The sequence below is a fragment of the Flavobacterium omnivorum genome (assembly GCF_900099915.1).
Classification (GTDB): domain Bacteria; phylum Bacteroidota; class Bacteroidia; order Flavobacteriales; family Flavobacteriaceae; genus Flavobacterium; species Flavobacterium omnivorum.
This window is the reverse complement of record NZ_FNDB01000005.1, coordinates 86,404-109,736: the sequence shown is the minus strand read 5'-3', so window position 1 is coordinate 109,736 and position 23,333 is coordinate 86,404. Positions and strand designations below refer to the sequence as shown.

The following is a 23,333-nucleotide window of genomic DNA, read 5'->3' as shown; positions in this document are numbered from 1 at the left end:
CTTTTTTTGCTTCTTTGAAAGCTAGAGTAAAGAAGGTTGATTTTAAAAAGTTAAATTAATCAAACAAATCAGATGATAAATAGCGATCGCCACGATCACAAATAATAGCTACAATCACACCAGATTCTAAAGTGTTGGCTATTTTTAATGCTGCAGCAACAGAACCTCCACTGCTCATTCCTGCAAAAACGCCTTCTTCAAGTGCCAAACGTTTGGTCATTGCCCGCGCTTCAGTTTCCGAAACTTCAATTATAGTATCTACTTTTGAGGCATCAAATATTTTTGGCAAATATTCCTGCGGCCATTTTCTGATTCCTGGAATTTGCGAGCCATCGCTGGGTTGTGCTCCTACAATTTGAATAGCTGGATTTTTTTCTTTTAAATAGGTAGAGGTTCCTATAATGGTTCCTGTAGTTCCCATTGCGGAAACAAAATGGGTCACGGTTCCTACTGTATCGGTCCATATTTCTGGACCTGTTGTTTTGTAATGTGCTTTCCAGTTGTCATCATTGGCGAACTGATTTAGCATAATATAGCCGCCTTCGGCTACTTTTTTGTCAGCATAATCTCTAGAACCAATAATTCCTGTTGCAGCGGGCGTTAAAATCACTGTGGCGCCATAAGCGCGCATAGTTTGGGTGCGTTCCTTAGTAGAGTCTTCTGGAAGTACCAATTCGATTTCGATATTGAATAATTTGGCTATCATTGCCAATGCAATCCCCGTGTTGCCGCTTGTAGCCTCGATCAGCTTATCTCCTTTTTTTATATCGCCTCTTTCGAGTGCTGATTTGATCATATTGTACGCCGCTCGGTCTTTTAAACTGCCTCCCGGATTATTCCCTTCCAGTTTCAGTAAAAGTTTTACGTTTTTATTTTGTACCAAATTAGTAGATTCTACCAAAGGTGTATTTCCAATAAGGTCTAATATTTTGAATGATTTCATGCTGTTTTTTATCTTGAATTTGAATTAGAATGCGTAGTTGTAACATCTGAATGCTTTTATAGGTCCCGTTTTTAAAAATAGCAACAAGAATAGCAGAAAGGGATATTATTGTAATGAGATAACATTCGGATTTGTTTTGTAGTGAATTACAAAGATATTGAACTATTTTGAATTATTTCCTTCAAAAACAGAAAGCAATCTTGTTTTTGAAGGTACTTTTGTTAGATAAAATAATCAAAGTTGTTCGAATTGTTCGAATAGTAAAGCGAATCCTATTTGTGTTATTTTATAATCTACAACGGCCAAGTAGTAGTTTTAATGAAAGTATTTTTTTAAATTAGCCAATAAATAAAAATCCATGAAAAGTAATTTGACTTTTATTAGTGATATTTCTAAGAAAGAATTTCCACTTGCTGATAAAGTTTCGGCAAAAACAATCCGAAATCCCATATTGGCACTTATAGAAAATGATTTTCCTGATTTTGATAAAACTAAATTTTTAGCAATTGAGGAGCTGAATATGTATCGAGAGAAATATATTTCAAATTATTTGCTTGTTGAAATAGGAGAGTTGTCCAATTTGGAGGCTAAGGTTATTAATTCTTTGAGCGAAGACAAATCATTGGTGAGTGACGTTGAAGATGAATTGGGTGCTCGCACAGTAGGTCAAAAAGTAGCAGATCAGGTGGCAGGTTTTGGCGGAAGCTGGAAATTTATTATTCTTTTTGGGGTATTTATTATGCTTTGGATTTTAGCAAATATTTATATTTTGCTGAATAAAGGGTTTGATCCTTATCCTTTTATTTTATTGAATTTAATTTTATCTTGTTTGGCCGCACTTCAAGCTCCAGTAATTATGATGAGCCAGAATCGTCAAGAAGAAAAGGATAGGGAAAGAGCCAAAAAAGATTATATGATTAATCTCAAATCAGAACTTGAAATCCGAATGCTTCATGAAAAACTAGATCATTTGATTATGCATCAGCAAGAAGAATTAATAGAAATTCAGAAAGTCCAAATCGAAATGATGAATGATATTCTGTCAAGAATTAAATAATTTTTTGAAGGGAAAAAGTTAGAAATAAAGCGACGAAAAGTGTTTGAAAAAATAACCTCCAATCATAAAAATACCATTTAAGATAGCGGAGGTAATAATCCATTTTCTGTAATTTCTATTGTTGTCAATCAAATTCAAACCAACAATTCCCAGAAATAACAAGGTCGTGAAAAGGGCTGGATACATCTTGAAAGCGCCGTAAAAATCACCTTGTAATAGCAGTAAAAATCCCCTCTGAAAACCGCATCCCAAACACTCCATCCCAAAGAGGGTTTTGCTTAAACACGGGAGCATATATTTATCTAAATTCAATGATATTATTTTTTACAATTTTACAAAAAAATAAGTAACGTTTGAAAAAATAAGCAGGTAATTTTAAATTCATTACTTTTGGAATCTGATATTCTAAAAGATGAAGAAGTTTATAATTCCCGTAATGATTGTTGCCATCATTGTTGCTTTGTACGAGCAAGTCAGTGCAGAAAAAAATGTGTACATCATGGTTGTTGCTATTGTGATTTTCATGATGGGAATGATGCAGTTGAGTGCCAAAACACCTAGTAAAAATCAAGATAAAGAAGACCAAAATGTTTAATAAAGGAGATAAAGTTTCAGTACTTGACGAAGCTATTGATGGCGTCGTATTGTCTATGAATGGAGATCAAGTTACCATCGAAACAGCAGATGGATTCATGATGACATTTTTTGTCAATGAATTACTTAAAGTGCCAGATACCAGTAATTTAATGAATTCTATTAGAAGAGTAAATGTAAGTGAAATTTCTAAAGAAAAAGAGATTCCAAAAGCTCGAAGTTTTGTAAAGGAAAAAAAATCAAAGCATGAAATTCCGGCACCAGAGTTTGATTTACATATCGAAAAACTAGTTCCTAATAAACGGGGAATGTCAAACTATGATATTCTAACCTTACAGACAGAAACGGCAAAACGGCATATAGAATTTGCCATTAGAAATCGGATTCCTAAGATTGTTTTCATACATGGAGTTGGTGAAGGAGTCTTAAAAGCAGAACTGGATTTCTTACTGGGTCGTTATGATAATATTGCTTTTGCGGAAGGTAATTATCAAAAATATGGTCAAGGCGCAACAGAAGTTTTTATTAAACAAAGTGCGATGTAATTTCTTTTTTAGGTAATAAAAATCGAAAAAAAAATCCCGATTTCAAGTCAATTCTCATTAGAAAATAGACTTGAAATCGGGATTTTTGTTGGACTGAAAAACGATTGATTTAGACGTTTAATTTATGTCTAATTCAATATTAATTGGTAGTCAATAATTCACCGTAAATATAATTATCACCTAAAAGAAAATCGCTGTTTCCATTCTTCATTTTTACATTTTTAAGGATCACCGTATGTTTAAAACCGTTCCCAAAACTGGTAGTTGTCACTTCAATTCTACCGCTGATATTTGCAACTCCAGCTACTGCAATCCATTCTTCAAGGACAACAGGAGTAGAGGGATAAACGGTATTGCAAAAGTAAGGATCAGTCAACAAACCAGAGAATAATCTATAGGTAAGTTTATTTGTAGTGTCACTAATTAAGGCGGTTCTTGGTGTGTTTATTGGAGTAGCTTCATTAGTAATCAAAGTGGGATCAATGTCTAAAATCAGTGCTTCACTACTATTTTTATCATATAGTTGTTTAGAATTTGGACATTGCTTTAACACTTTAGTAAAAGCAAAAGGCAAACCCGTCGTGTTCAGGATGTAGTCACCAAAGGCAAAAGTTTCATAAACTTGGATGCCATTACCTTTATCAAAAGTGATGTTTTTAAAAGTAATATTATGATTATAACCTGTAATTTTAGAACTGTTCTCTGTTTCATTTCTAGTTTTAATGGCGGTAGTATTTATGACTATTGTTCCACCTGTAGCCGTCCATTGATCAGTTACTACTGGGGTTGCTGGGGGGATTGTTTCGCATAAAGTAGCAGCAGTTACAGTACCATTATAAAAGCGATAAATTACTCGATTCGTACTATTAATCTCTAATTCTTGGGTAGAAGTTTCAGCAGGAAAGTTGATTCCTGTGGCATCAAAAAGAAGAGCTTCGCTGTCTTTTACTTTATAAATGATAGTATTTGAGGCGCATTTTTGCGCGGCAACATCTTCAAAATTGATATCTTCTTGTATTAAATTTCCATCATCGCAACCAATTAAAACCAGGGCAAAAACCAATACGCTTAGAACTCTTTTCATTTTTATAAAATTTATAACAAAAATAGAATTTTTAATTTATACCAAATACATTACCGGTTAAAAATACCATATTTAACAACATATTGTATTTTTTCATTTTCAAAGTAGTGGAATCAAATCATTATTTTCTTTTCAATTTTGGATTCAATTGTACTATTCTAAAGCCGACAGAAATCAGTATATTTGTACCCATATAAGACGGTTCATGAGACTTAATAAATATTATTCGGCTGCTTTTTTAGCTTTTTTTGTATGGGGTTTTTTTAGTTTTGCTTTAAAGCCCTTACACCAGTATCCTTCCTTGGACATTTTGTTTTATCGCGTTTTTTTTAGTGCGATTACAATGATACTCATAAATGTAGTTTTTCGAAGAAAAGTAATAAAAGAAAATTGGAATCACTTTAAAAATATCTCATCAAAACAACAAAAAAAAGTTGTGTTATTGACACTTGGTGGTGGCGTATTCCTTTCTTCAAACTGGTTTGTTTACATCTATGTGATGAATCATGTTAGCGTTAATGCGGCATCATTGGCCTATTTGATATGTCCTATTGTAACTACAGTTTTTGCCTTTTATATTTTGAAAGAAACATTGAGTAAATGGCAATGGATTGCTGTAGGCATCAGTTTTTTTAGTTGTATTTTGTTGTCATTCAACCATTTTCAGGATATTTTTTACAGTCTTATTACCGCTGCTACTTATGCACTGTATTTAGTGAGCCAACGTAAAAATAACGATTTGGATAAATTTTTAGGTCTAACCATACAATTGATTTTTACTGCACTTGTACTCTTGCCCTTTTATCCAAAATACAGTGGAGCAATCCCTACGGAACCTTTATTTTACATTTGCATGTTCATGATTGTGGTATTTTTCACCATTATTCCATTGTTTTTAAATCTGTATGCTCTCAAAGGAATTAACTCTTCTGCAGTGGGAATTATGATTTATATTAACCCAATTATTAATTTTTTACTAGCCCTATTTTATTATAATGAGCAAGTAAATGTCCTACAATTATTTTCTTATTTTCTGATTTTGATTTCGATAGTAGTGTTTAATGAAAAGATACTGTTTTCCAAGAAACCAACAGCTGTGGCTACAGAATTAGAAAGTTAAAAATAATTTTACAATTTTAAATTAAATGAAAAAAGTATATCTCGATAACGCTTCTACAACAGCTCTTCGTCCAGAAGTAATTCAAGAAATGACCAAGGTGTTAACGGAGGATTATGGAAATCCATCGTCAACGCATAGCTTGGGTCGTTCTGCAAAAAATATCTTAGAGCTTTCTAGAAAGGCAATAGCTAAAAATTTAGGTGCTACGGCTCAGGAAATTATCTTTACCTCCTGTGGTACTGAAGCTAATAATTGGATTCTTCGTTCCGCAGTGAAAGATTTAAAAGTAGAACGCATTATTACAAGTAAAATAGAACATCATGCCGTATTACATACCGCATTAGTCTTAGAAAAAGAGTTTGGAATTGAGATTGATTATGTACCGATAAAACCAAACGGCGAGATTGATATCACTAATTTGGCAGAATTGCTTTCGCACGAAACTAAAACCTTGGTGAGCTTAATGCATGTAAATAATGAAACAGGAACTATTTTAGACTTAGAACGTGTTGGGCGTATCTGCAAGGAGCATAGTGCTTTATTTCATTCGGATACCGTGCAGTCAATTGGAAAAACATCCATTGATTTGCAAAACCTATCGGTTGATTTTATCGTGGCTAGCGCACATAAATTTCATGGGCCAAAAGGAGTTGGTTTTGCTTTTATTCGAAAAAATTCAGGATTACAACCTTTATTCTTTGGTGGCGAACAGGAGAAAGGACTGCGGGCTGGAACAGAGGCCTTACATCAAATCGCTGGAATGGCAAAAGCCTTAGAAGTTTCCTATAGTAAGTTAGAAATGGAACGAATCCATATTTTAGAATTAAAAAACTATCTTATTTCGCAACTTGAAATTGAATTTCCTTCATTTTCAATTAATGGAGGTGTCGATGGATTTTATACAGTTTTGAATGTTTTATTGCCTTTTGCAGCGGATAAAACAGCGATGATCCTCTTTCATTTGGATATGAAAGGAATTGCAGTTTCTAGAGGAAGCGCCTGCCAATCTGGAAGTGTAAAACCTTCTCACGTTTTAGCTGAAATCCTGTCTGATGAGGATTTAAAGAAACCCAGCCTGCGTATTTCTTTCAGTCATAATAACACACGCGAAGATATTAATTTGCTCATTGATGCTTTGAAAACCATTTAATAATAAATGTATAAATATAAGTTGTGCTACTTTTTATTATCAACTGCATAATAGTAGTATTTAATAAAAACAGAAACATTAACATCTTGCATATACAAAATAATTGATCTATGAGAGTTTATGAGGTCTAATTTATCTATAATTTGAATATAGTTTTTAGCTCATTTGTCCAGCTGATTCCAGTCAAGTGTATTTTTCCATAATCAAGCGCGCTTTAAAGAAGCACAAGGTGGATTCAGCCCCTTGGTTTATATTGATATGCGTGTCTTCTAGGCCATCATAAGAAGCACCATTTTCAGGATTATACATAATTTGTTTCAGATGGTTGTTTCCTAAAAACCATATAAAAGCGAGTTTTAATTGGTCTTTGTATTTTGTATTTTGTGTCAGTTCATAAAAGAAGTCCAAGGCAATAATTGTTGTTGCCACTTCGATAGGCTGTTCTCCATAAAATTTTCTTTCGTTTTGTTTCTTGAACCAACCTCTGTTTGATATTACTTTCAATTGTCCTTTCATAAAATAATGGGAGAGTAAAAAATCGAAGGTGATAATTGCAATTTTTTTATACTTCGATTTTTTTGTAACTAAATAACTGTACATCATGGCCTCAGGTAATACATTATTAGCATAGGTCATATAATCTTCATACCAGCACCAGTCCTCTGCAGAGTTGATGTTGTAATGTCTTAAAAGTTCATCGGCCAGTTTCTCAATATGATTTTTGATTTCTTCGTCTTTGTAGGTTTCATGGTAGAGGTACAATCCTTTTAAAGCGTAGGCAATAGCTCTTGGAGATTTGAAATTATCTATCCTTTTAATGGCCCTGTCCCAGCATTTTACTGCCCTGTAAATCATCTCCAGCGGCAAATATTGTCTATGGGAGATAACGGTTCCTAAGCTCCATAAAGCCCTACCATTAGCGTCCTCAAGATTAACCTCTCCGTTTTGCTGAGTAAGTTCATGGTTGTAATCTTTGTAATTGTCAAACCAGCCATCATTTCGCTGTATTCCTTCTATAAAATTCAAATACGTAAAGGCTAATTTTAAATTTTCATCAGCTGGAAAAGCTTTGTCGTACATGACAATATTAATTAAGGCTCTGGCATTATCATCTAACGTATATCCAGATTCAGGATCGGGCTGGCTAAATTTTGAAAACTGAAGAATTCCAAAATCGGTAGTCAGTTTTTTGATGTGATCTAATTTTATTGGTGGAAAATTAAACCGTAAATCCTCTTCTCGATTTGTTAATTGATCAAATAAAAGACGGTATTGTATGGCTATATTTTCCCAACTGGTAGCGCGAGCCATCGAAAAAGCGTTTTTACCCATGGTTATTCTTTGTTCTTTATTTTCAATTAGATAACGTATTGCTTTTTGAAATTCTTTTGGATTATCAAAACTTTTTAATAAAATTCCATTGCCGTTTCCTAAGGACTCAACAGCATGTGGTATAGGTGTTGAAATGACGGCACAACCGCTACTCATGGCATAGGCAAAAGTCCCGCTAACGGTTTGATTTGGATCTTTGGAACTGAATAAATAAATTTCAGATAACGTTAAAAATTCGAGTAACTGTTGTAATTTAAGATAGTCGTTTATGAAAATCACATTGTTATCTAAATGGAGATCTTTTACAATGGATTGTAGGGAATGGCGGTACTTCTCGCCCTCTCTTTTTAAAATCTCTGGATGTGTTTTTCCTATAATTAAATAAATAACTTCGGGATGATGTGCCACAATTTCTGGCAATGCATGCAACACGGTTTCTATTCCTTTATTTTCGCTTATTAACCCAAAAGTGGACAAAACAATCTTATCCTTAAACCCGTATCTATTTTTAAGTATTTTTTTTTGTTCCCAAAGTACAGTGTGATTGCCATGAGGAATAACCATAATTTTAGAGGATTGACAGTTGTAATAGGCGGCCAAGACTTCTTTAGAATTTTTGGTTAGCACTACGACTTTATCTGATAAATCAGTAATGGCGTACACCACTTTTTTTCTTTTTTCATTCGGAGTAGGCAGAACGGTATGAAAAACCGTTACAATGGGTTTGTTTAGGGCTAATATAAAGGAGAGGATATGATCACCATATTCTCCTTCAAAAAGGCCAAATTCATGCTGAATACAAACAAGTCCGATGTCATTGCGTTCATTTATTTTTTCGGCAACTAACCTGTAATGAACTAAAGAGTCTACCGGCAGGATGTAACTAACTTCGTCAGGATACTGAAATTCCTGTTCTCTGTTTTGCAAAGCACATACTTCAACTGGAAGCGTATCTCCAAAGACGATATTGACAGCATTAACAATATCATTGGTAAAAGTAGCTATTCCACATTCTCTAGGCGGATAGGAGCTCACAACTAGCATTTTTATTCCTGTCTCGAATTTCATAGCAGTGCATTTTTAAGGTTGTTTTCTCAATTCGAGAAGCAATTCATTGATATCTAATTTGGCCACAGCAATATGTTTATCTCCTGCACCATAATAAATGTATAGGTCATTCCCAAATAAAGCATGTCCGGTGGGGAAAACAACATTGCTGACCTTGCCTTCCATTTCCCATTTTTTAGTTGGTGAAAATAGGGGGAAGGGCAGTCTTGAAAGCTCAATTTTAGGATTTTCTAATTGTAATAAAGCGGCTTTAGCATGGTATATTTTTCCAATAGTTGATTCTTGTACACCATGATAAATAAGTAACCACCCGTATTCCGTTTCAATAGGCGGGCCACCTGATCCTATATAATTAACTTCAAAACTATCTTTAGGATCTAATACAATGTAATCCACCAAAGTAATGATGTATTCTCTCCAAAATGATTCGGTTAAATCCGTCCAATGCTCAAATTCTACGATTTGAATTCCAGGCCAAATGCGGTGCAAGAGGACAAACTTTCCATTAATTTTCCTTGGAAAGAGGACGACATCTTTATCCCTCAGCATCCTGAATTCATCGGAAACTAATCCTATTTGTGCGAAAAGATTGTAATATTGGTGGTATTTAGGATTAAGTTTGCTGTTATCACAACAATTCACATAACTTTCATATTCATTGTAATTGACCTGTGGTGTAATAATACCGTGTTTCTCGAAATGAATCAAATCTTTAGGAGTAGCTAGTGCTCCCATGGCATTAATGCCGTCATAAGCCGTATACGTAATGTAATAAGTATCTTCAATTTTTACAATGCGGGGGTCTTCTATACCGTGTTTTTCATATTCAAAATCGCGCATAATTATTGGCTGCTCCTGGCGTTCAACAACCTTGGTTGGTCCCTCTAACTTAGCATAACCTACGGTTGAATAATTGCCATGTTCTACTGCTCGGTATAAAACATGAATTGTATTTCCTTCTTGATAAATACCCGGATTAAACACACCGTTATTTTCAAATGGCTTGTCTGTAGGCCCCATAATTATTCCTAATTTTTCTATTGTAACCATGGCTTCAACCGTCTTTTAAATCGTTTAAAAATCAAATTAGTAGCTACTATTTATTTTTGCTCCTCTTCCTTTTTCTGTTCCTTTAATTTTGCTTTTTCCTGTTTTCTAAAATACCCACGAAATAAAAAATTATGTTTTAAGGCTTCTAGATTTTCATTTAAACGGAAACTGGATTCTTTAATATTGTCCATTGTAGAGTTTATTTTTCTTACTAATTTAGGGTCGTTTGAAAGGTAATTGATAGCCCCTTTTCCGCCTTTGATATTGACTACTGTAGTGTCGAGGTTACCTATTACATTATTTATTTGACTACTTGTTTGCTTTAAATTTTGGACTACGGACTTAATGGTATTGGCCACTGCCGTATCTTTCAACACACCAATTACATTGTTTTTATTTTCAAGTGATGAAATAAGTCGGTTTAATTTAATGATTGATTCGGAACTACCTTTTCCTGTAATTTTTAAATAATGCATTGTTTGTTTTAAATCTTCCGCCAGCGTACTATCTTTAATTAATAAGCCTACGGTTCCCGTTCCTTGATTGATTTCATTCGTTATTTTGAGTAGATCTGTGGTGAGGAGTGCTGCATTTTTATTGGTCTTGTCAAGAGTAATGAGCATATCTTCCGTTCGTATGCGATTTATTGTGGCAATTTGATCTCCAGGTAGTATAGATGCCGCCCCTTCTTTTCCTGGAAGGATATTAATAATCATGTTTCCCACTAAACCATCGGAACCTATTGTAGCAACAGCATTTTTTCGAATAAGTGGAAAAATAGTTTTATCTATCAGCATATCGACTCTAATAGCCGTATCGTTAATCATTTCTATTCCGCGTACCGTGCCCACATTGATTCCAGAAAAACGGACATTATTGCCTAGTTGCAAACCATTGACATTATTAAAAACTGCGGATAAGTGATTGGTTTTTCCAAACATTTGTTTCTTATCGCCAATGAAATACACAGCGAGTATAAACAATAATAGCCCGATTATGACAAAAACTCCAAGTTGCAATTTTTGGGATGTTGTTTTTTCCATTTTTATTGTTATTTAAAGAAAGCTTGTACTTTTGGATCTGTTGAAATGGATAGTTCCTCAAAAGTGCCTTCGATATAATTAATGCCATCCACTAGTAAAATCATGCGGTTAGAAATCATTCGAGCACAATCCACATCGTGCGTGATAATTATAGCTGAGGTGTTGTATTTTTTTTGGATAGACATCATTAGCAGCAAAATTTCTTTGGCAGTTATGGGGTCTAGGCCTGTAGTAGGTTCGTCATATAAAATTATTTTAGGTTGCAATATTAAAGTTCGGGCTAACGCAATTCGCCTTTTCATTCCTCCTGATAGTTCTTCAGGCATTAAATTGATTGTGTTTGCTAGCCCAACGTTCTCCAATGCTTCCATTACCATTGGAGTGGTGTCCTTGATAACACCAAACTTTTTTTTGTGTCGTCGCAATGGGAATTCTAAATTCTCCCGGACTGTCATCGAATCGTAAAGTGCACTTCCTTGGAAAAGAAATCCAACTTCCGTTCGAAGATCATCCAGTTCTTCTCGATCGAGTTTACTAATATCATTTTCCATCACAGTGATCGAGCCACCGTCAGGCTGCTCTAGTCCTATCAAACACTTTATCATCACAGATTTTCCAGAACCTGATTTTCCCATAATCACGAGATTCTCACCTTCACGGAGCACCATATTAAAACCAGCTAAAACAGCATTAGAACCATAGCTTTTTCGGAGGTCTTTGATCTCTATGATTGATTTTTGATTTTGTAGTAATGTATCCATAATCAGTTATAAGTCATAAAATATATCAGTAATAAAAACAGCAATAAAATCAATAATAAAGAGCAACATTGAAGTGAAAACGACAGCAGAATTAGCCGCCAAACCTACGCCCGCAGTCCCTTTTTTGCAATAATATCCTTTGTAACAACCCACTAATCCAATAGCAAAACCGAAAAAGAATGTTTTTATAGTTGCAGGAATTAAGTCACCATATTCCAACGCATTAAAAACCTGATTGTAATACAATAAAAATGAAACTTTCCCTTTGATATTTTCTACCAGAAAAGAACCAAAAATGGCGATTGCGTTTCCAAAAAAAACTAAAATAGGAAGCATAAAAGTAGTGGCCAATACTCGGGTAACTACTAAATATTTAAAAGGATTAGTACCTGAAACTTCCATGGCATCTATTTGTTCCGTAACACGCATTGAGCCTAATTCAGCGCCAATCCCAGAACCGATACGTCCCGCACAAATCAATGCTGTAATTATAGGACCAATTTCTCGAATCAGCGAAATACTAACCATTGAAGGCATCCAGGATACAGCGCCAAATTCCTGTAATGTAGGACGAGATTGCAATGTAAATACCAACCCAATTATAAATCCTGTAACTGCTACAAGTAGCAAAGAACGATTTCCCATATTGTAACACTGCCTTAAAAACTCTTTAAATTCAAAAGGACGTTTAAAAGTCTCTTGAAAAAACCGACCCGCGAAGTAGGAGAGTTCGCCAACTTCAAGTAAAAAAGCTTTGAATAATTCAATTATTTTAGAAAATGTATTCATAAGCAAATGAATTGGTTTTTAATAAAAATCAGCTACTCAAATATACATAATTATTTGTCTGATTATCAGCGCTTAAAGGTGTTGTTTGTCTGTTATTTAAAGGATTTTGTCGAGAAAAATTCAATTTAAAAAAAGGAAGACGATTTTAAAACGTTTCTCCTAATTTTGTAACAAAAAGAATTTCTTGCTTTATAATTAGCACAAGGTGTTAAAGAAGTTCAAAAACCATGAACGGCATGTGATTTTTTTTGTTTCAAAAGTATAAATAGCAACAAAAAAACTTACGATTTATTTTCTTTTTTTAACCATTTCTCTATTTCTACCGACCAAAAAACAATACTTGATACCGCTAATGTTAGGATCAATTCACGGAAAGTTAGCGGTTGTGTTTTAAAAATCCCATTAAATAAAGGAGTATAAATTATCATTAATTGAAGTGAAACCGTTATTGCTAAAGCGACAATCATGGGCTTATTAGAGAAAAAACCAATTTTAAAAATAGAATCTTGGCTAGATCGAATGACCATTACATGACCCAATTGGCTAAAGCAAAGAACGGTAAATGCCATCGTTTGCCAATGCGAGTTCGCCACATGTATGGCATAAGCCTGCATTCCGATGGTCACTACTCCCATTAAAAATCCTACCCATAAAATATGCACTGCCATTCCATTTGAGAAAATATTTTCCTTCGGATTTCTAGGCGGTCGTTTCATAATATTTGCTTCTGCTGGTTCAGAGGCTAAGGCCAACCCAGGCAAGCCATCTGTGATTAGGTTAATCCAAAGAATGTGAATGGCCAGTAATGGTATGGGTAAACCAAAGAACGGTGCCAAAAATATAGCCCATATTTCTCCTGAATTTCCAGTCATAATATACTTTATAAATTTCAGAATATTATCGAATATTTTCCTGCCGTGCTTAACTGCAATTACTATGGTGGCAAAATTATCATCTAGTAAAATCATGTGCGAAGCTTCTTTGGAAACTTCCGTACCGTTGATGCCCATTGCAATGCCAATATCAGCATTTTTGAGTGCTGGAGCATCGTTGACGCCATCGCCGGTCATCGCTACAAAATGATTTTTAGATTGTAAGGCAGTGATGATTCTTAATTTTTGTTCGGGATTAACACGTGCATAAACGCGAACCTTTGCCACGATTTCTTCAAACGCAATTTGGTTCAACATTGCTAATTCAGAACCAGTAAGGGCTAAGTCCTCCTCGGAAGAAATAATACCAAGTTTTGCAGCAATAGCTTTAGCAGTAAGCTTGTGGTCGCCGGTAATCATCACCGGAATAATGCCAGCTTCTTTACACTCGGATACGGCTTGCCTTGCTTCTTCGCGAGGTGGGTCTATCATCCCGACAAAGCCAATAAGCGTTAGTTCTGTTTCGATTTCAGCTGGATCCAAATGCTGCGGAAGTGATGAAATTGTTTTCATTGCATATCCCATAACCCGATATCCTTTTGCAGCCATCTCATTTACTTTACGTTCCAATTCTGGAATATGGGATTTTTGATCAGCATTCAACTTGTCAAACAAGACATCAACGGCTCCTTTTGTTAATACAATCATTGTAGCACTATGATCGGCGTCAGGATTACTATTTTGATGAATTGTAGTCATACACTTTCTTTTAGAATCAAAAGGTAATTCTGCAATTCGTGGATAAATTTTTTCTAAATCACCTCGATTAAAACTCTTATCGAACGCATATTCGACCATTGCTACCTCAGTCGAATCTCCTAACCATTTTCCATTTTCTTCTTTTGACACATCATTATTCAAAGCTATTGCATGAAGTAGTCTGTTTTGATCTTTAAAAACCGTCTGATAATTTGCGGTCGAAGTTTCATAAAATTCCTGTAAGGTCATTTTATTGAGGGTTAAAGTACCTGTTTTATCAGAACAGATGTAGGTTACAGAACCTAATGTTTCTACAGCGGGTAACTTACGTATAAGGGCCTTGTGTTTTGCCAATTTCTTGGCTCCAAAAGCTAATGCTATTGTTACCAATGCTGGTAAAGCCTCAGGAATGGCAGCAACTGCAAGTGAAATTGAAGTGATTAGCATAGTCAAAATAGCTTCGCCACGCAGCCAACCAATCATAAAAATGATGGTGCAAATCAATAGTATGCCTGCGGACAATCGTTTGCCAAAAGCAGCTAATCTTTTCTGCAATGGAGTGGTGGTTTCATCGGTCTGGATCATTTTTGCGATATGGCCCAACTCGGTCTGCATTCCAGTTGCCACGACATAAGCAAGGCTTCTCCCATTAGTAACTGAAGTTCCTTTAAAACCCATGTTGGTCTGGTCGCCAAGAGCATAAATTCCTTCGGGAAGTTCTTCTGTGTTTTTTTCTACATTATTTGATTCGCCTGTTAGCGTTGATTCATCTACTTTTGTTTGATGAGTTTCAAAAAATCGGACATCTGCTGGAATAATATTCCCTGCTTCTAACATTATGACATCTCCTACAACGAGATCTGTTGCAGGAATGCTGATCATTTTTCCTTCACGTAAAATATGAGCATGGTTTGCTGCCATATTTTTTAAGGCTTCCATCGCTTTTTCTGCTCGATATTCTTGAATAAATCCTACAGTTGCATTAATAATTACGATAGCTAGTATAATAATTGTATCCGTAACATCACCTATAACGCCTGAAATAATTGCTGCCGCTACAAGAATAAGAATCATGAAATCAGAAAACTGAGATAAAATCATTTTAATAACACTCTTCTTTTTTGTGTCTTCAATTTGATTTTTTCCTTGTTCGCGTAAGCGCTCAGCGGCTATTACTGGATCAATGCCGCTTGGAGTTGAATTTAGCAATTGAGTTATTTCTGATATTGGAAGTAAATGCCAGTTCATAATTTTAATCTTTTAAATAGTACAATAAAATCATCATTAAAACATACACTAATGCTATTAAAGCAGTATCTATGGCGAGTTTCCATTTTTTTTCTTCCTTGAATACGATGCCTATAATGCCAATGGCAGTTATAATTATCGTTCCTAGGACTGGTATAATATGGTTGGGACTAGTAAATTGAAGGATAGCGCCTTTCGTATATAGAATATCATCAATGGCCAAAATGGCAATATTAAAAATAGTACTGCCAAAAATAGTACCAATTGCTAGATCAATGGTTCCCAGTCTAATGGCCGCTATGGATACTACTACTTCCGGAAGTGAAGTAGAAGCAGCAATAAATAAAGTGCCAAAAAAACTTTGTCCCATTCCACTAGCCTCGGCCAAGTGTTGTCCAAAATAAGGCAGCAGCATTGCAGCTCCCATTAGTACAAGTGCGTTCATTATATACCTTCGCACGACTTGTTTTAGTGTTAGAGTGTAGGTGTTTTTTCTTTCTTCCCGATAATGACTTTCTTTTTTATCATAAGAGAATATTACGCGAATGGCTATGACGTAAAATAAAAGAAAGAGTAAGCTGAATTCTCCAATCCATAAAATGGTTCCAAAAATATCGGGCATTAAAATTGCAAAAGCGACCAAACTCAATAGTATGATACCAAAGGATGCTGCAATCACATGACCTGTTTGGGCAACCGATGTTAGTGGTTTTTTATGGTCGTAAAATAAATCCATAATAGAAATAATAAGGATATTGAACGCACAGCTTCCTACAATATCGCCAACGGCAAGATCTGGAGCATTAAGAAAAACCACAGCGCTAATCCCATTCATTATTTCGGGCATAGATGTTACTGATGCCAAAAGAACAATGCCCATAAACATTTTCCCCCAACCTAACATATCGGCCATCATATCACCATACTTAGATAGCCGTGAGCCAGTTGCTACTATTACCGCTGTGGCTAGGATAAACCCGATAATGTCCAGATAGATAGCATTCATGAAGAAATAATTAGTATGTTAGAATCTTTAAATTTCTTACTTATCGTTACGGGCAATAGGAATAGGATGGACTGCTAGCCACTTTTATTGAATTTTAATTGTATTATTTATCTTAAATTAGGAACAGGATGACGATAATTATTGCACTGGAATGCTCAGTAATGGCTTAGCGATTAGATAGGCTGTTTTTTTGGTTATACTGGAGTAAAAAATACGATTCCAAAAACCTTTTCTTTTTAAAGGATTAATTACAATCAGATCCGTTTTATCGGCTACTGTCACTTCTAAGATTATTTTTGCTACGTTCTCTCCTGTACTATGTTTGAAAGTGAATTCAAAATCTTTAAAATGGTTTTGAATTGTATTTTTATAATTGTCAAAGTCTTCATCTGCGGTAAACGCTAGGATTCCCTTGTCGACGTGAAGAATGGTAATGGTAGCATTGAAAAGCTTGTTTAATTCCAGTAATTGAAAGAGAACCTTTTTGTCTTTTTTATTATAATTAGAGGCAAAAGTTATTTTTTTTGGGATCTTGAATTTATATTTTTCTGGAATAGCAAGTACGGGGCAGGAAGCTTTGGTCATAACCTCGGCAGTAAAACTGCCAATGATTTTTTCTTTTAACCCACTAGCTCCTTTTGTGCCCATTACTATTAAATCTATTTTATTTTTTTTACAAAATTTTGGAATCTTTATGCCTTCAGGACCTTGATCCACATGAATGTTTATGGAAAGATTTGGATTTTTATCCATTATAGAATTCATGATAGCAGTAAGATGGTTGGTTAAAATTGTTTTAGTATCTAAATTTTCTTGAGTGCTTGAATTAAGGGGATAAAAAGCGCTCTCAAAAGGAATAAAACAGTGGTATAAAATTAACGAAGCATCAAAAACCGTGGCCATTTTTACAGCATAATGTATAGCAGAATCTGCCCGTAAAGTAAAGTCGGTTGGGCAAAGTATCGTTTTCATATTGTTAATTTTTAGTTTGCTCCTTATCTAAATCATCCCATACATTTCGTTCAAATTATTATTTGATTGTATTTTTTCAAATGCTAACGGATTATTTGAATTTTCAACAGTTCTTTGCTTTTTTCCAATTGTAATTTAATTTTTAACTTTCATACAAGCTCAGCCTGTTCTTAACGGAAATCAATTCCTGCTGTAAACGCTCTATTTTTTCCAATAAATTTAAAATGACATCTATTCCATGCATGTTTACCTCTAATTCTTGGTGTAATCGTATCATTTTTTCAATTGCATGAACAGATTCAGGACGGACATACTTAGTTTCATTGACAGTAAGGATTTCCAATAAACCCATTTCATTTAAATTAAAAAAGAACGACATTTCTAGATTATATTGCATGAAAAGCAGGGATAGAGGGATTAAGTTTGTGGTATTCATGATGTTTTTAATTTTGAAAGTTCCATAAATAAATCTTTTTCTTTTTGGGAAAGATCAGTAGGGATTTTGATTTGATAGGTAATATATAAGTCGCCAAATTCACCTTCCTTTTTATAAATTGGGAAACCTTTTCCTTTAAGTTTGACAATAGTTCCGTTTTGGGTTCCTGGTTTTACAGTCAGTTTTACTTTGCCGTCAAAAGTAGCAACGGTAATCTCACCGCCTAATAGTGCAGTATATAAATCGAGAGCTACACTTGCATAAAGATTATTTTTATCTCGTTTAAATTCCGTGTGATTGGCTACTGTAAATGTGATGTATAAATCGCCTTTTGGACCGCCACTGGAGCCTTCGCCACCCACACCACTAATTTTTATTTGCTGTCCGTTTTCGACTCCAGCAGGGATGGTAATTCGGATATTTTTACCATTGATTGTCAGCGTTCTCTTGTGCGTGTTATAGACGTCTTTTAGGTCAAGATGCAATTCAGTGCTGAAATCCTGCCCTTTAAACTGAGTTTCTCTTCGACTTCCACCAGCACTGGAACGGCCACCAAACATGGATTCGAAAAAATTAGAAAAGTCACCACTACCACTAAATCCTCCTTCTCCATAACCTCCTTGTTGGCCATTTCCTTGATGTTGCCGTTGTTGTTTGGATTTTTCAAATTCCTCAGCGTTTTGCCAGTTTTCTCCGTAATCATCATATTTTTTACGGTTTTCAGAATGGCTTAATACTTCGTTTGCTTCATTAATTTCCTTGAATTTTCTTTCGGCTTCTTTATCATTGGGATTTAAATCAGGATGGTATTTACGGGCGAGTTTGCGATACGCCTTTTTAATCTCGGCTTCGGTTGCTTTTTTATCCACTTCAAGAATTTTGTAATAGTCTATAAATGCCATCGAGATTTTTTTTATGTTGCGGTTACTTCGGTTTTTTTAACTTCGTGCGGCTGAAAAAATCGCTCAATTTTCTATTTTACAATATCAAATTTAAACAATTTTGAAAGAATAAAATAGAAATAAAGTGTTTATATTCAGTTAGATATATAAAAAAATTCCTAAAATGGATTGCTTACTATTGCTATTTTCTCTCCATAAAGAAAACAACTGTTTTTCTATGGCTTTGAAACCTTAATGGTGTTTCAATTCAATAAGTAGCACTTTGTACTTTATAAATTCGGTACCTTTTAGATTGATTTTTAGAACGTAATTTATTTTCCCTACCAGCTTATCTATTTACTTCTGGTGAATTATTTTTTGTGTTTGGGATGCTCGTGCGGCCTAAATTTCTAGACTTAATCAAGAGGTCGAATCCATTCCTTGTGCTTATCAAAAATCAGCTTCGTTTTTGTATAGACAACAGCGCAATAACAATTTGATGTATGTTTAGGGTCATAAAATAAGTTTTTTTGGGATGAATTCGCATTTGGATTTCCCCATCATTTCTGTATGTATTTGCAGTCTGTTTTTGGATCAAAATCCCCTGAAAAGACATGTCATCCGCATAATAACTATCCTAGTTTAGGACTTTATTAGTTTGGAGAGCTGTGGAGAATCTTTTAAGCTATTGCTGCAAAGAACATGCTGTTCTAGACAAGTTACTCAGGTCTCCGTTATTTCACGGAACTAATAATTTTTTTAAAAATGAACTAGAAAAAGAATTCATCCTAATTGATTTGGGATACGTATCTTTAACAATCTAATTTAGGGATTTACTTTTAAGATTCTTTTTTAATTCCAATCCTCTTTTTTTTTAATTATAAAAGCGTTTGTAAGGTGTGAAAGTGACTACTAATTCGATAATTCTAGTGACGCCATACGAAATTAAATTAATGCATTTAGGGATAAAAGTGGTTTTAGTATTTACAGATTCTCGAGTGATGCATTGGCATTGTGCAATGATTTCGTAAAGATGGGTTCGAAACATAGCTGAAAATAATTCTGAACGTATTTCAATGTTAGTTTCGATACTTCCGTACGAACTTAAATTATTCAGGTTAAAAGATCCAATTGTGGACCAATTCTCATCAATAACTGCTGCTTTTCCATGCAAAACCGATTTGTCCCATTCGTACAATTCAATGTTATAGTTGAGAAGTTTACTATATAAAAAGCAAGTTGCCCGTCTAGTCACTGGAAGATCTGATTTTCCGGAAAGAATCAGTTTAATGGTCACTTTGTTTTTTGATGCTTTTTTCAATGCTCTAATGATTCGAATCCCAGGTAGAAAATAGCTTCCTACTATAATTATTTCTTTTTTGGCCTGCCGAATTTCTTTTATATATCCATCACAAATTTCATTTTTCCCCTTTAGCCAATCGTTCTGGAGTATGCGTACGGATGCATCTCCCTGCATTGCAAAAATTGCTTTTATTTTTTTATTTCCTAAGCGTCTTTTCTTAAAATAAATATCGCTGCAAAGTTGCTGCAGTGGTTTAGCAATTTCCCCTTTTAATTGAACGGCATAATCCAGCCAAGGTTCTTCGTTTGCTGATCCATGGTATTTAGCTGCGATGTTTATACCACCAACCAGCGCAACTTTTGCATCAGCAACAACAATTTTAGAATGGAGTCTCCTGCCAATAAAAAAAGTGTATGTTGAAAATAAAGGGGCAAAAAAACGAATATTGATACCGATACATTTCAGTTCTTTAAATAGTTCCGATGGAAAGGATAAACTGCCTATACCATCCAGAAGGATGTAAATTTCAACTTTCCTAGAAGCTGCTTCTTTTAAGACGGTAATAATTCTTGTTCCTGTAGTATCGTTTTCAAAAAGATACATTTGCAGGTAGATTTGAAATTGTGCTTGTTGTATAATAGCTTCTAAACGGGCAAAATAATCTTCTCCACTGAGAACCAACTCTAGATTTTTAGCAGCTGTAAAGCTATCGGTACTTTTTATCATGCGTTATCTTTGTTTTAACTTCATTGATTAAAATAAATTCCATAAGATTTTCGTTATCCAAAACTCCTGCTACTTCATTATTTTCCATCACGAGCATTAATCTTGATTTATTGAGTTGTATCACCTCAAAACTATTTTCCAGAAGTGAGTTACCGTCAAGAAAAACTAAATTCCGATCCATGACATTATAAATAAATTCATTTTCTCCATTTTTTGTAAGCGCCATTATAATTTGATCTCGGTTCAGCGTTCCAACAGGAATACCTGCTTCCGTGATTAGAAAATTCTTGCTTTGGCTGTCTAAAACCAATGATACGGCCTTTTTTATGGTTTCATTCGCATCCACCTTTGGAAATTGTTTCATCAAAATGTCATGAACTTTAAAACCTTTTAACAAAAATTTAGGTTGAGTAAAGTCCGCTTCTACCTGCGCCCCGATAATAACAAAAATACCAATAAACACTAAAACTGGTGTCGTAAAAAAGCCAAAAAGTATAAAGCCTAAAGCTATAAATTGACCAATTCGAGCCGCAATACGGGTCGCTACATGCCGTTGCATTTTAAAGGACAATACAGCGCGTATAATTCGGCCTCCATCCATAGGAAACGCGGGAATCAAGTTGAAAAGTGCCAGCAAAAAATTGACTAAGAAGAAATTCAAAAAGAAATTATTCGGATTTATACCAGTTGATAATTGCGACATTAATTCATCTGTCGTTTCGGGAATGGCTATGAATATCCCTGTAACAACGGCCAAGGTAATGTTTACTAAAGGTCCTGCAACAGCTACTATCAATTCTTCAATTGGCTTTTCAGGAATTTTTTCGAGCCGTGCTAAACCTCCAATGGGCAAAAGAGTGATGTCTTTGGTCTTTATGTGATACCTTTTCGCTGCCAAAGCGTGGCCTAGTTCATGCAGGATTACAGTGATAAATAGACTCAAAATAAACAAAACGGACAAAAGTATTTGAGTTGCGCTCTGGCCGGCTCGGTAATTAATGAAAATGATAAACATAATCAGTAATGAGAAGGTCCAGTGAACAAAAATTCCAATGTCTGCGATTTTTCCGAGTTTGAAGGAACCTTTCATTTGGTGCGTTTTAGCAATACTTTTTACAATATAAAAAGGTAAGTGATCTAGTTGAAAGTAGGCTTATTCTATTTTTTTTTTCGAAAAAAAAAAGAAAGCTATTTTTCATTTATTTCATTTTCTGAAGTACCATTATAGGCCCAAGCATTTAAATTGGCAATTGTTATATTTGCTATTCCGGCCAATGTTTCCTTTGTAAAAAATCCCTGATGACCGGTAATCAGTACATTAGGGTAAGAACGCAATTTGAGAAACAACGGGTCTGTTATAGGAGATTCAGTATGATCCTGATAAAATAATGCATGTTCTTTATCATAGACGTCTAAACCAACAGCTGCAATAGTTTTATTCTCAATTGCCTCGATTAAATCTTCGGTGTTTACAAATGCTCCATGAGCGGTATTGATAAATATCATTCCTTTTTTTAACGTTGAAAAACTAGCTTTATCAAACATTTGCTTGGAGGAATCATTCCATTGCGCATGAACTGAGACTACATCTGAAACTGCACAAACATCTTCAAATGAGCCGTAAGATAATGGGATTTCAGCTAATAGTTCTTTATTTTCAATAGCATCGAAAGCTAAAATTTTACATCCAAAACCATGCATAATCCTTGCAAAAGCAGCACCTATTGCGCCAGTTCCAATGATACCAACTGTTTTTCCATGCAAATCAAAACCTACCAGATGATCCATCCGATAATCACCAATGTGCATTAGCCGCTGACCCAAAATCAGTTTTCTGTTTAAAGCTAACAGCAAACATACGGCGTGCTCAGCGACGGAATAAGGAGAATAAGTAGGTGCATTTGCTACTTTCATGGCCAAAGATTTGGCTCTTGGAAGATCAATAAGATCTGAACGTACCGCCCGCAACGCAATATATTTTACGCCATAAGCATATAGTTTTTGCAACACTGCGGCAGAGGCAACATCTGACGTGGAAACCGATACTGCATCAAATCCCTTGGCTAGGTCTGCCGTGTTTTCATCCAAATGCTCCTCTGAGAAAACTAATTCGTGATTGCCATGAGCTGCTTTTTCCATAAATGGCTTATCAAAACCAAAGATGCTGTAGACTAATACTTTCATTTTAATAGTTTTTACTTTATAAAAAAATTGTTTGCGTGTGTTCTTATCAACCTTGCGAATAATGGATTGCTCACATAAATAAGGGGCTGTTTTTCCATCGAGTTAAGGCAGGTAAGAGATTCATGGCTTTTTGAATCATGTAATCAGGATGCTTCTTTTTCTGCATATGGACTTTTACCATGTTTTTCATGTCTTCTAAGTTCATATCGGGTTGTTTAAATTGGCTGTCTTCATAACAATATTTACAGTAATCACTTGTTTTATGACCCGTATTTTCTGTTCCTTTGACTTCTTCTGAAGCCAGAGGCATTCCGCAACTTTGACAAAAAGGGATGATTTCCATGTTGATTGATTTAAGTGGTTAGCTTTGTTTGTGCATTTATTTTGTTTCTACTTTTATTTCATGTCAA

Annotated in this window: 22 protein-coding genes; 5 read left to right on the top strand and 17 right to left on the bottom strand. The window is 34.8% G+C overall.

Features of this window, described 5'->3' with window-relative positions:
• Positions 1 to 55: 55 nt before the first annotated feature.
• Positions 56 to 943 carry a cysteine synthase CysM gene (cysM, locus tag BLS90_RS07345; RefSeq protein WP_091257025.1) on the bottom strand — a complete coding sequence of 296 codons (888 nt, stop codon included), beginning with the start codon at positions 941 to 943 and terminating at the stop codon, positions 56 to 58.
• A gap of 358 nt (positions 944 to 1,301) precedes the next feature.
• Here cysM and BLS90_RS07340 point away from each other — a divergent pair, with 358 nt between their 5' ends.
• Positions 1,302 to 2,000 (top strand): DUF1003 domain-containing protein, encoded by a 699-nt coding sequence (locus BLS90_RS07340; protein ID WP_091257024.1) that lies wholly within the window; start codon positions 1,302 to 1,304, stop codon positions 1,998 to 2,000.
• An 18-nt stretch (positions 2,001 to 2,018) separates the two neighbouring features.
• Here BLS90_RS07340 and BLS90_RS07335 read toward each other — a convergent pair whose 3' ends face one another.
• On the bottom strand, positions 2,019 to 2,312 hold the full coding sequence (locus tag BLS90_RS07335; protein ID WP_091257023.1) for a DUF2752 domain-containing protein: 294 nt from the start codon (positions 2,310 to 2,312) through the stop codon (positions 2,019 to 2,021).
• Positions 2,313 to 2,412: 100 nt separating this feature from the next.
• On the opposite strand from BLS90_RS07335, the gene BLS90_RS07330 reads away from it, so the two are divergent.
• On the top strand, positions 2,413 to 2,595 hold the full coding sequence (locus BLS90_RS07330; RefSeq protein ID WP_091257022.1) for a hypothetical protein: 183 nt from the start codon (positions 2,413 to 2,415) through the stop codon (positions 2,593 to 2,595).
• On the top strand, positions 2,588 to 3,139 hold the full coding sequence (locus BLS90_RS07325; protein ID WP_091257021.1) for a Smr/MutS family protein: 552 nt from the start codon (positions 2,588 to 2,590) through the stop codon (positions 3,137 to 3,139). The genes BLS90_RS07330 and BLS90_RS07325 overlap by 8 nt, the downstream gene beginning before the upstream one ends.
• A 139-nt stretch (positions 3,140 to 3,278) precedes the next feature.
• On the opposite strand, the gene BLS90_RS07320 is transcribed toward BLS90_RS07325, so the two are convergent.
• On the bottom strand, positions 3,279 to 4,223 hold the full coding sequence (locus BLS90_RS07320) for a hypothetical protein (protein WP_091257020.1): 945 nt from the start codon (positions 4,221 to 4,223) through the stop codon (positions 3,279 to 3,281).
• 205 nt (positions 4,224 to 4,428) lie between these two features.
• On the opposite strand from BLS90_RS07320, the gene BLS90_RS07315 reads away from it, so the two are divergent.
• Both BLS90_RS07315 and BLS90_RS07310 read left to right on the top strand, forming a co-directional pair.
• The gene (locus BLS90_RS07315; RefSeq protein WP_091257019.1) at positions 4,429 to 5,343 is read left to right on the top strand and encodes an EamA family transporter; all 915 of its coding nucleotides are present in this window, start codon (positions 4,429 to 4,431) and stop codon (positions 5,341 to 5,343) included.
• A 25-nt stretch (positions 5,344 to 5,368) separates the two neighbouring features.
• Positions 5,369 to 6,493 carry a cysteine desulfurase family protein gene (locus BLS90_RS07310; RefSeq protein ID WP_091257018.1) on the top strand — a complete coding sequence of 375 codons (1,125 nt, stop codon included), beginning with the start codon at positions 5,369 to 5,371 and terminating at the stop codon, positions 6,491 to 6,493.
• A gap of 183 nt (positions 6,494 to 6,676) precedes the next feature.
• On the opposite strand, the gene BLS90_RS07305 is transcribed toward BLS90_RS07310, so the two are convergent.
• The 14 genes from BLS90_RS07305 to BLS90_RS07240 all read right to left on the bottom strand — a co-directional run bounded on the left by BLS90_RS07305 (position 6,677) and on the right by BLS90_RS07240 (position 23,266).
• Complete coding sequence (locus BLS90_RS07305) at positions 6,677 to 8,893, bottom strand: glycosyltransferase (RefSeq protein WP_091257017.1); 2,217 nt, start codon at positions 8,891 to 8,893, stop codon at positions 6,677 to 6,679.
• Between the two features lie 12 nt (positions 8,894 to 8,905).
• Complete coding sequence (locus BLS90_RS07300) at positions 8,906 to 9,943, bottom strand: glycoside hydrolase family 130 protein (RefSeq protein ID WP_091257016.1); 1,038 nt, start codon at positions 9,941 to 9,943, stop codon at positions 8,906 to 8,908.
• A 50-nt stretch (positions 9,944 to 9,993) separates the two neighbouring features.
• Complete coding sequence (locus BLS90_RS07295; protein WP_091257015.1) at positions 9,994 to 10,986, bottom strand: MlaD family protein; 993 nt, start codon at positions 10,984 to 10,986, stop codon at positions 9,994 to 9,996.
• 8 nt (positions 10,987 to 10,994) lie between these two features.
• Positions 10,995 to 11,747 carry an ABC transporter ATP-binding protein gene (locus tag BLS90_RS07290; RefSeq protein WP_091257014.1) on the bottom strand — a complete coding sequence of 251 codons (753 nt, stop codon included), beginning with the start codon at positions 11,745 to 11,747 and terminating at the stop codon, positions 10,995 to 10,997.
• Positions 11,748 to 11,753: 6 nt separating this feature from the next.
• Positions 11,754 to 12,536: an MlaE family ABC transporter permease gene (locus BLS90_RS07285; protein WP_091257013.1), complete on the bottom strand. Its 783-nt coding sequence runs from the start codon at positions 12,534 to 12,536 to the stop codon at positions 11,754 to 11,756.
• Positions 12,537 to 12,817: 281 nt separating this feature from the next.
• Entirely contained in the window at positions 12,818 to 15,415 is a 2,598-nt protein-coding gene (locus BLS90_RS07280) for a cation-translocating P-type ATPase (protein ID WP_091257012.1), read from the bottom strand.
• Between the two features lie 4 nt (positions 15,416 to 15,419).
• A complete protein-coding gene (locus tag BLS90_RS07275) occupies positions 15,420 to 16,421 on the bottom strand; it encodes a sodium:calcium antiporter (protein WP_091257010.1) in 1,002 nt (333 codons plus the stop codon).
• 138 nt (positions 16,422 to 16,559) lie between these two features.
• Entirely contained in the window at positions 16,560 to 17,393 is an 834-nt protein-coding gene (locus BLS90_RS07270) for a universal stress protein (protein ID WP_091257008.1), read from the bottom strand.
• Between the two features lie 142 nt (positions 17,394 to 17,535).
• Positions 17,536 to 17,829, bottom strand: a complete 294-nt coding sequence (locus BLS90_RS07265; protein WP_175455442.1) for a chaperone modulator CbpM — start codon at positions 17,827 to 17,829, stop codon at positions 17,536 to 17,538.
• A complete protein-coding gene (locus BLS90_RS07260) occupies positions 17,826 to 18,731 on the bottom strand; it encodes a DnaJ C-terminal domain-containing protein (protein WP_091257006.1) in 906 nt (301 codons plus the stop codon). The genes BLS90_RS07265 and BLS90_RS07260 overlap by 4 nt, the downstream gene beginning before the upstream one ends.
• Before the next feature lie 853 nt (positions 18,732 to 19,584).
• On the bottom strand, positions 19,585 to 20,739 hold the full coding sequence (locus tag BLS90_RS07255) for a phospholipase D-like domain-containing protein (protein WP_091257005.1): 1,155 nt from the start codon (positions 20,737 to 20,739) through the stop codon (positions 19,585 to 19,587).
• Positions 20,720 to 21,829 carry a site-2 protease family protein gene (locus tag BLS90_RS07250; protein ID WP_091257003.1) on the bottom strand — a complete coding sequence of 370 codons (1,110 nt, stop codon included), beginning with the start codon at positions 21,827 to 21,829 and terminating at the stop codon, positions 20,720 to 20,722. The genes BLS90_RS07255 and BLS90_RS07250 overlap by 20 nt, the downstream gene beginning before the upstream one ends.
• Before the next feature lie 98 nt (positions 21,830 to 21,927).
• Positions 21,928 to 22,923, bottom strand: coding sequence for an NAD(P)-dependent oxidoreductase (locus BLS90_RS07245; RefSeq protein WP_091257001.1), 996 nt, complete (start codon positions 22,921 to 22,923; stop codon positions 21,928 to 21,930).
• Positions 22,924 to 22,993: 70 nt separating this feature from the next.
• Positions 22,994 to 23,266 carry a zinc ribbon domain-containing protein gene (locus BLS90_RS07240; protein ID WP_091256999.1) on the bottom strand — a complete coding sequence of 91 codons (273 nt, stop codon included), beginning with the start codon at positions 23,264 to 23,266 and terminating at the stop codon, positions 22,994 to 22,996.
• Positions 23,267 to 23,333: the final 67 nt, after the last annotated feature.

Excerpts from the sequence above, each read along its gene's own strand:
- BLS90_RS07285 (WP_091257013.1), bottom strand. The coding sequence starts at position 12,536 with ATGAATACATTTTCTAAAATAATTGAATTATTCAAAGCTTTTTTACTT.
- BLS90_RS07300 (WP_091257016.1), bottom strand. The coding sequence starts at position 9,943 with ATGGTTACAATAGAAAAATTAGGAATAATTATGGGGCCTACAGACAAG.
- BLS90_RS07310 (WP_091257018.1), top strand. The coding sequence starts at position 5,369 with ATGAAAAAAGTATATCTCGATAACGCTTCTACAACAGCTCTTCGTCCA.
- BLS90_RS07265 (WP_175455442.1), bottom strand. The coding sequence starts at position 17,829 with ATGAATACCACAAACTTAATCCCTCTATCCCTGCTTTTCATGCAATAT.
- BLS90_RS07260 (WP_091257006.1), bottom strand. The coding sequence starts at position 18,731 with ATGGCATTTATAGACTATTACAAAATTCTTGAAGTGGATAAAAAAGCA.
- BLS90_RS07330 (WP_091257022.1), top strand. The coding sequence starts at position 2,413 with ATGAAGAAGTTTATAATTCCCGTAATGATTGTTGCCATCATTGTTGCT.
- BLS90_RS07275 (WP_091257010.1), bottom strand. The coding sequence starts at position 16,421 with ATGAATGCTATCTATCTGGACATTATCGGGTTTATCCTAGCCACAGCG.
- BLS90_RS07340 (WP_091257024.1), top strand. The coding sequence starts at position 1,302 with ATGAAAAGTAATTTGACTTTTATTAGTGATATTTCTAAGAAAGAATTT.
- BLS90_RS07315 (WP_091257019.1), top strand. The coding sequence starts at position 4,429 with ATGAGACTTAATAAATATTATTCGGCTGCTTTTTTAGCTTTTTTTGTA.
- BLS90_RS07320 (WP_091257020.1), bottom strand. The coding sequence starts at position 4,223 with ATGAAAAGAGTTCTAAGCGTATTGGTTTTTGCCCTGGTTTTAATTGGT.
- BLS90_RS07290 (WP_091257014.1), bottom strand. The coding sequence starts at position 11,747 with ATGGATACATTACTACAAAATCAAAAATCAATCATAGAGATCAAAGAC.
- BLS90_RS07245 (WP_091257001.1), bottom strand. The coding sequence starts at position 22,923 with ATGAAAGTATTAGTCTACAGCATCTTTGGTTTTGATAAGCCATTTATG.
- BLS90_RS07325 (WP_091257021.1), top strand. The coding sequence starts at position 2,588 with ATGTTTAATAAAGGAGATAAAGTTTCAGTACTTGACGAAGCTATTGAT.
- BLS90_RS07295 (WP_091257015.1), bottom strand. The coding sequence starts at position 10,986 with ATGGAAAAAACAACATCCCAAAAATTGCAACTTGGAGTTTTTGTCATA.
- BLS90_RS07250 (WP_091257003.1), bottom strand. The coding sequence starts at position 21,829 with ATGAAAGGTTCCTTCAAACTCGGAAAAATCGCAGACATTGGAATTTTT.
- BLS90_RS07280 (WP_091257012.1), bottom strand. The coding sequence starts at position 15,415 with ATGAACTGGCATTTACTTCCAATATCAGAAATAACTCAATTGCTAAAT.
- cysM (WP_091257025.1), bottom strand. The coding sequence starts at position 943 with ATGAAATCATTCAAAATATTAGACCTTATTGGAAATACACCTTTGGTA.
- BLS90_RS07255 (WP_091257005.1), bottom strand. The coding sequence starts at position 20,739 with ATGATAAAAAGTACCGATAGCTTTACAGCTGCTAAAAATCTAGAGTTG.
- BLS90_RS07305 (WP_091257017.1), bottom strand. The coding sequence starts at position 8,893 with ATGAAATTCGAGACAGGAATAAAAATGCTAGTTGTGAGCTCCTATCCG.
- BLS90_RS07270 (WP_091257008.1), bottom strand. The coding sequence starts at position 17,393 with ATGAAAACGATACTTTGCCCAACCGACTTTACTTTACGGGCAGATTCT.
- BLS90_RS07240 (WP_091256999.1), bottom strand. The coding sequence starts at position 23,266 with ATGGAAATCATCCCTTTTTGTCAAAGTTGCGGAATGCCTCTGGCTTCA.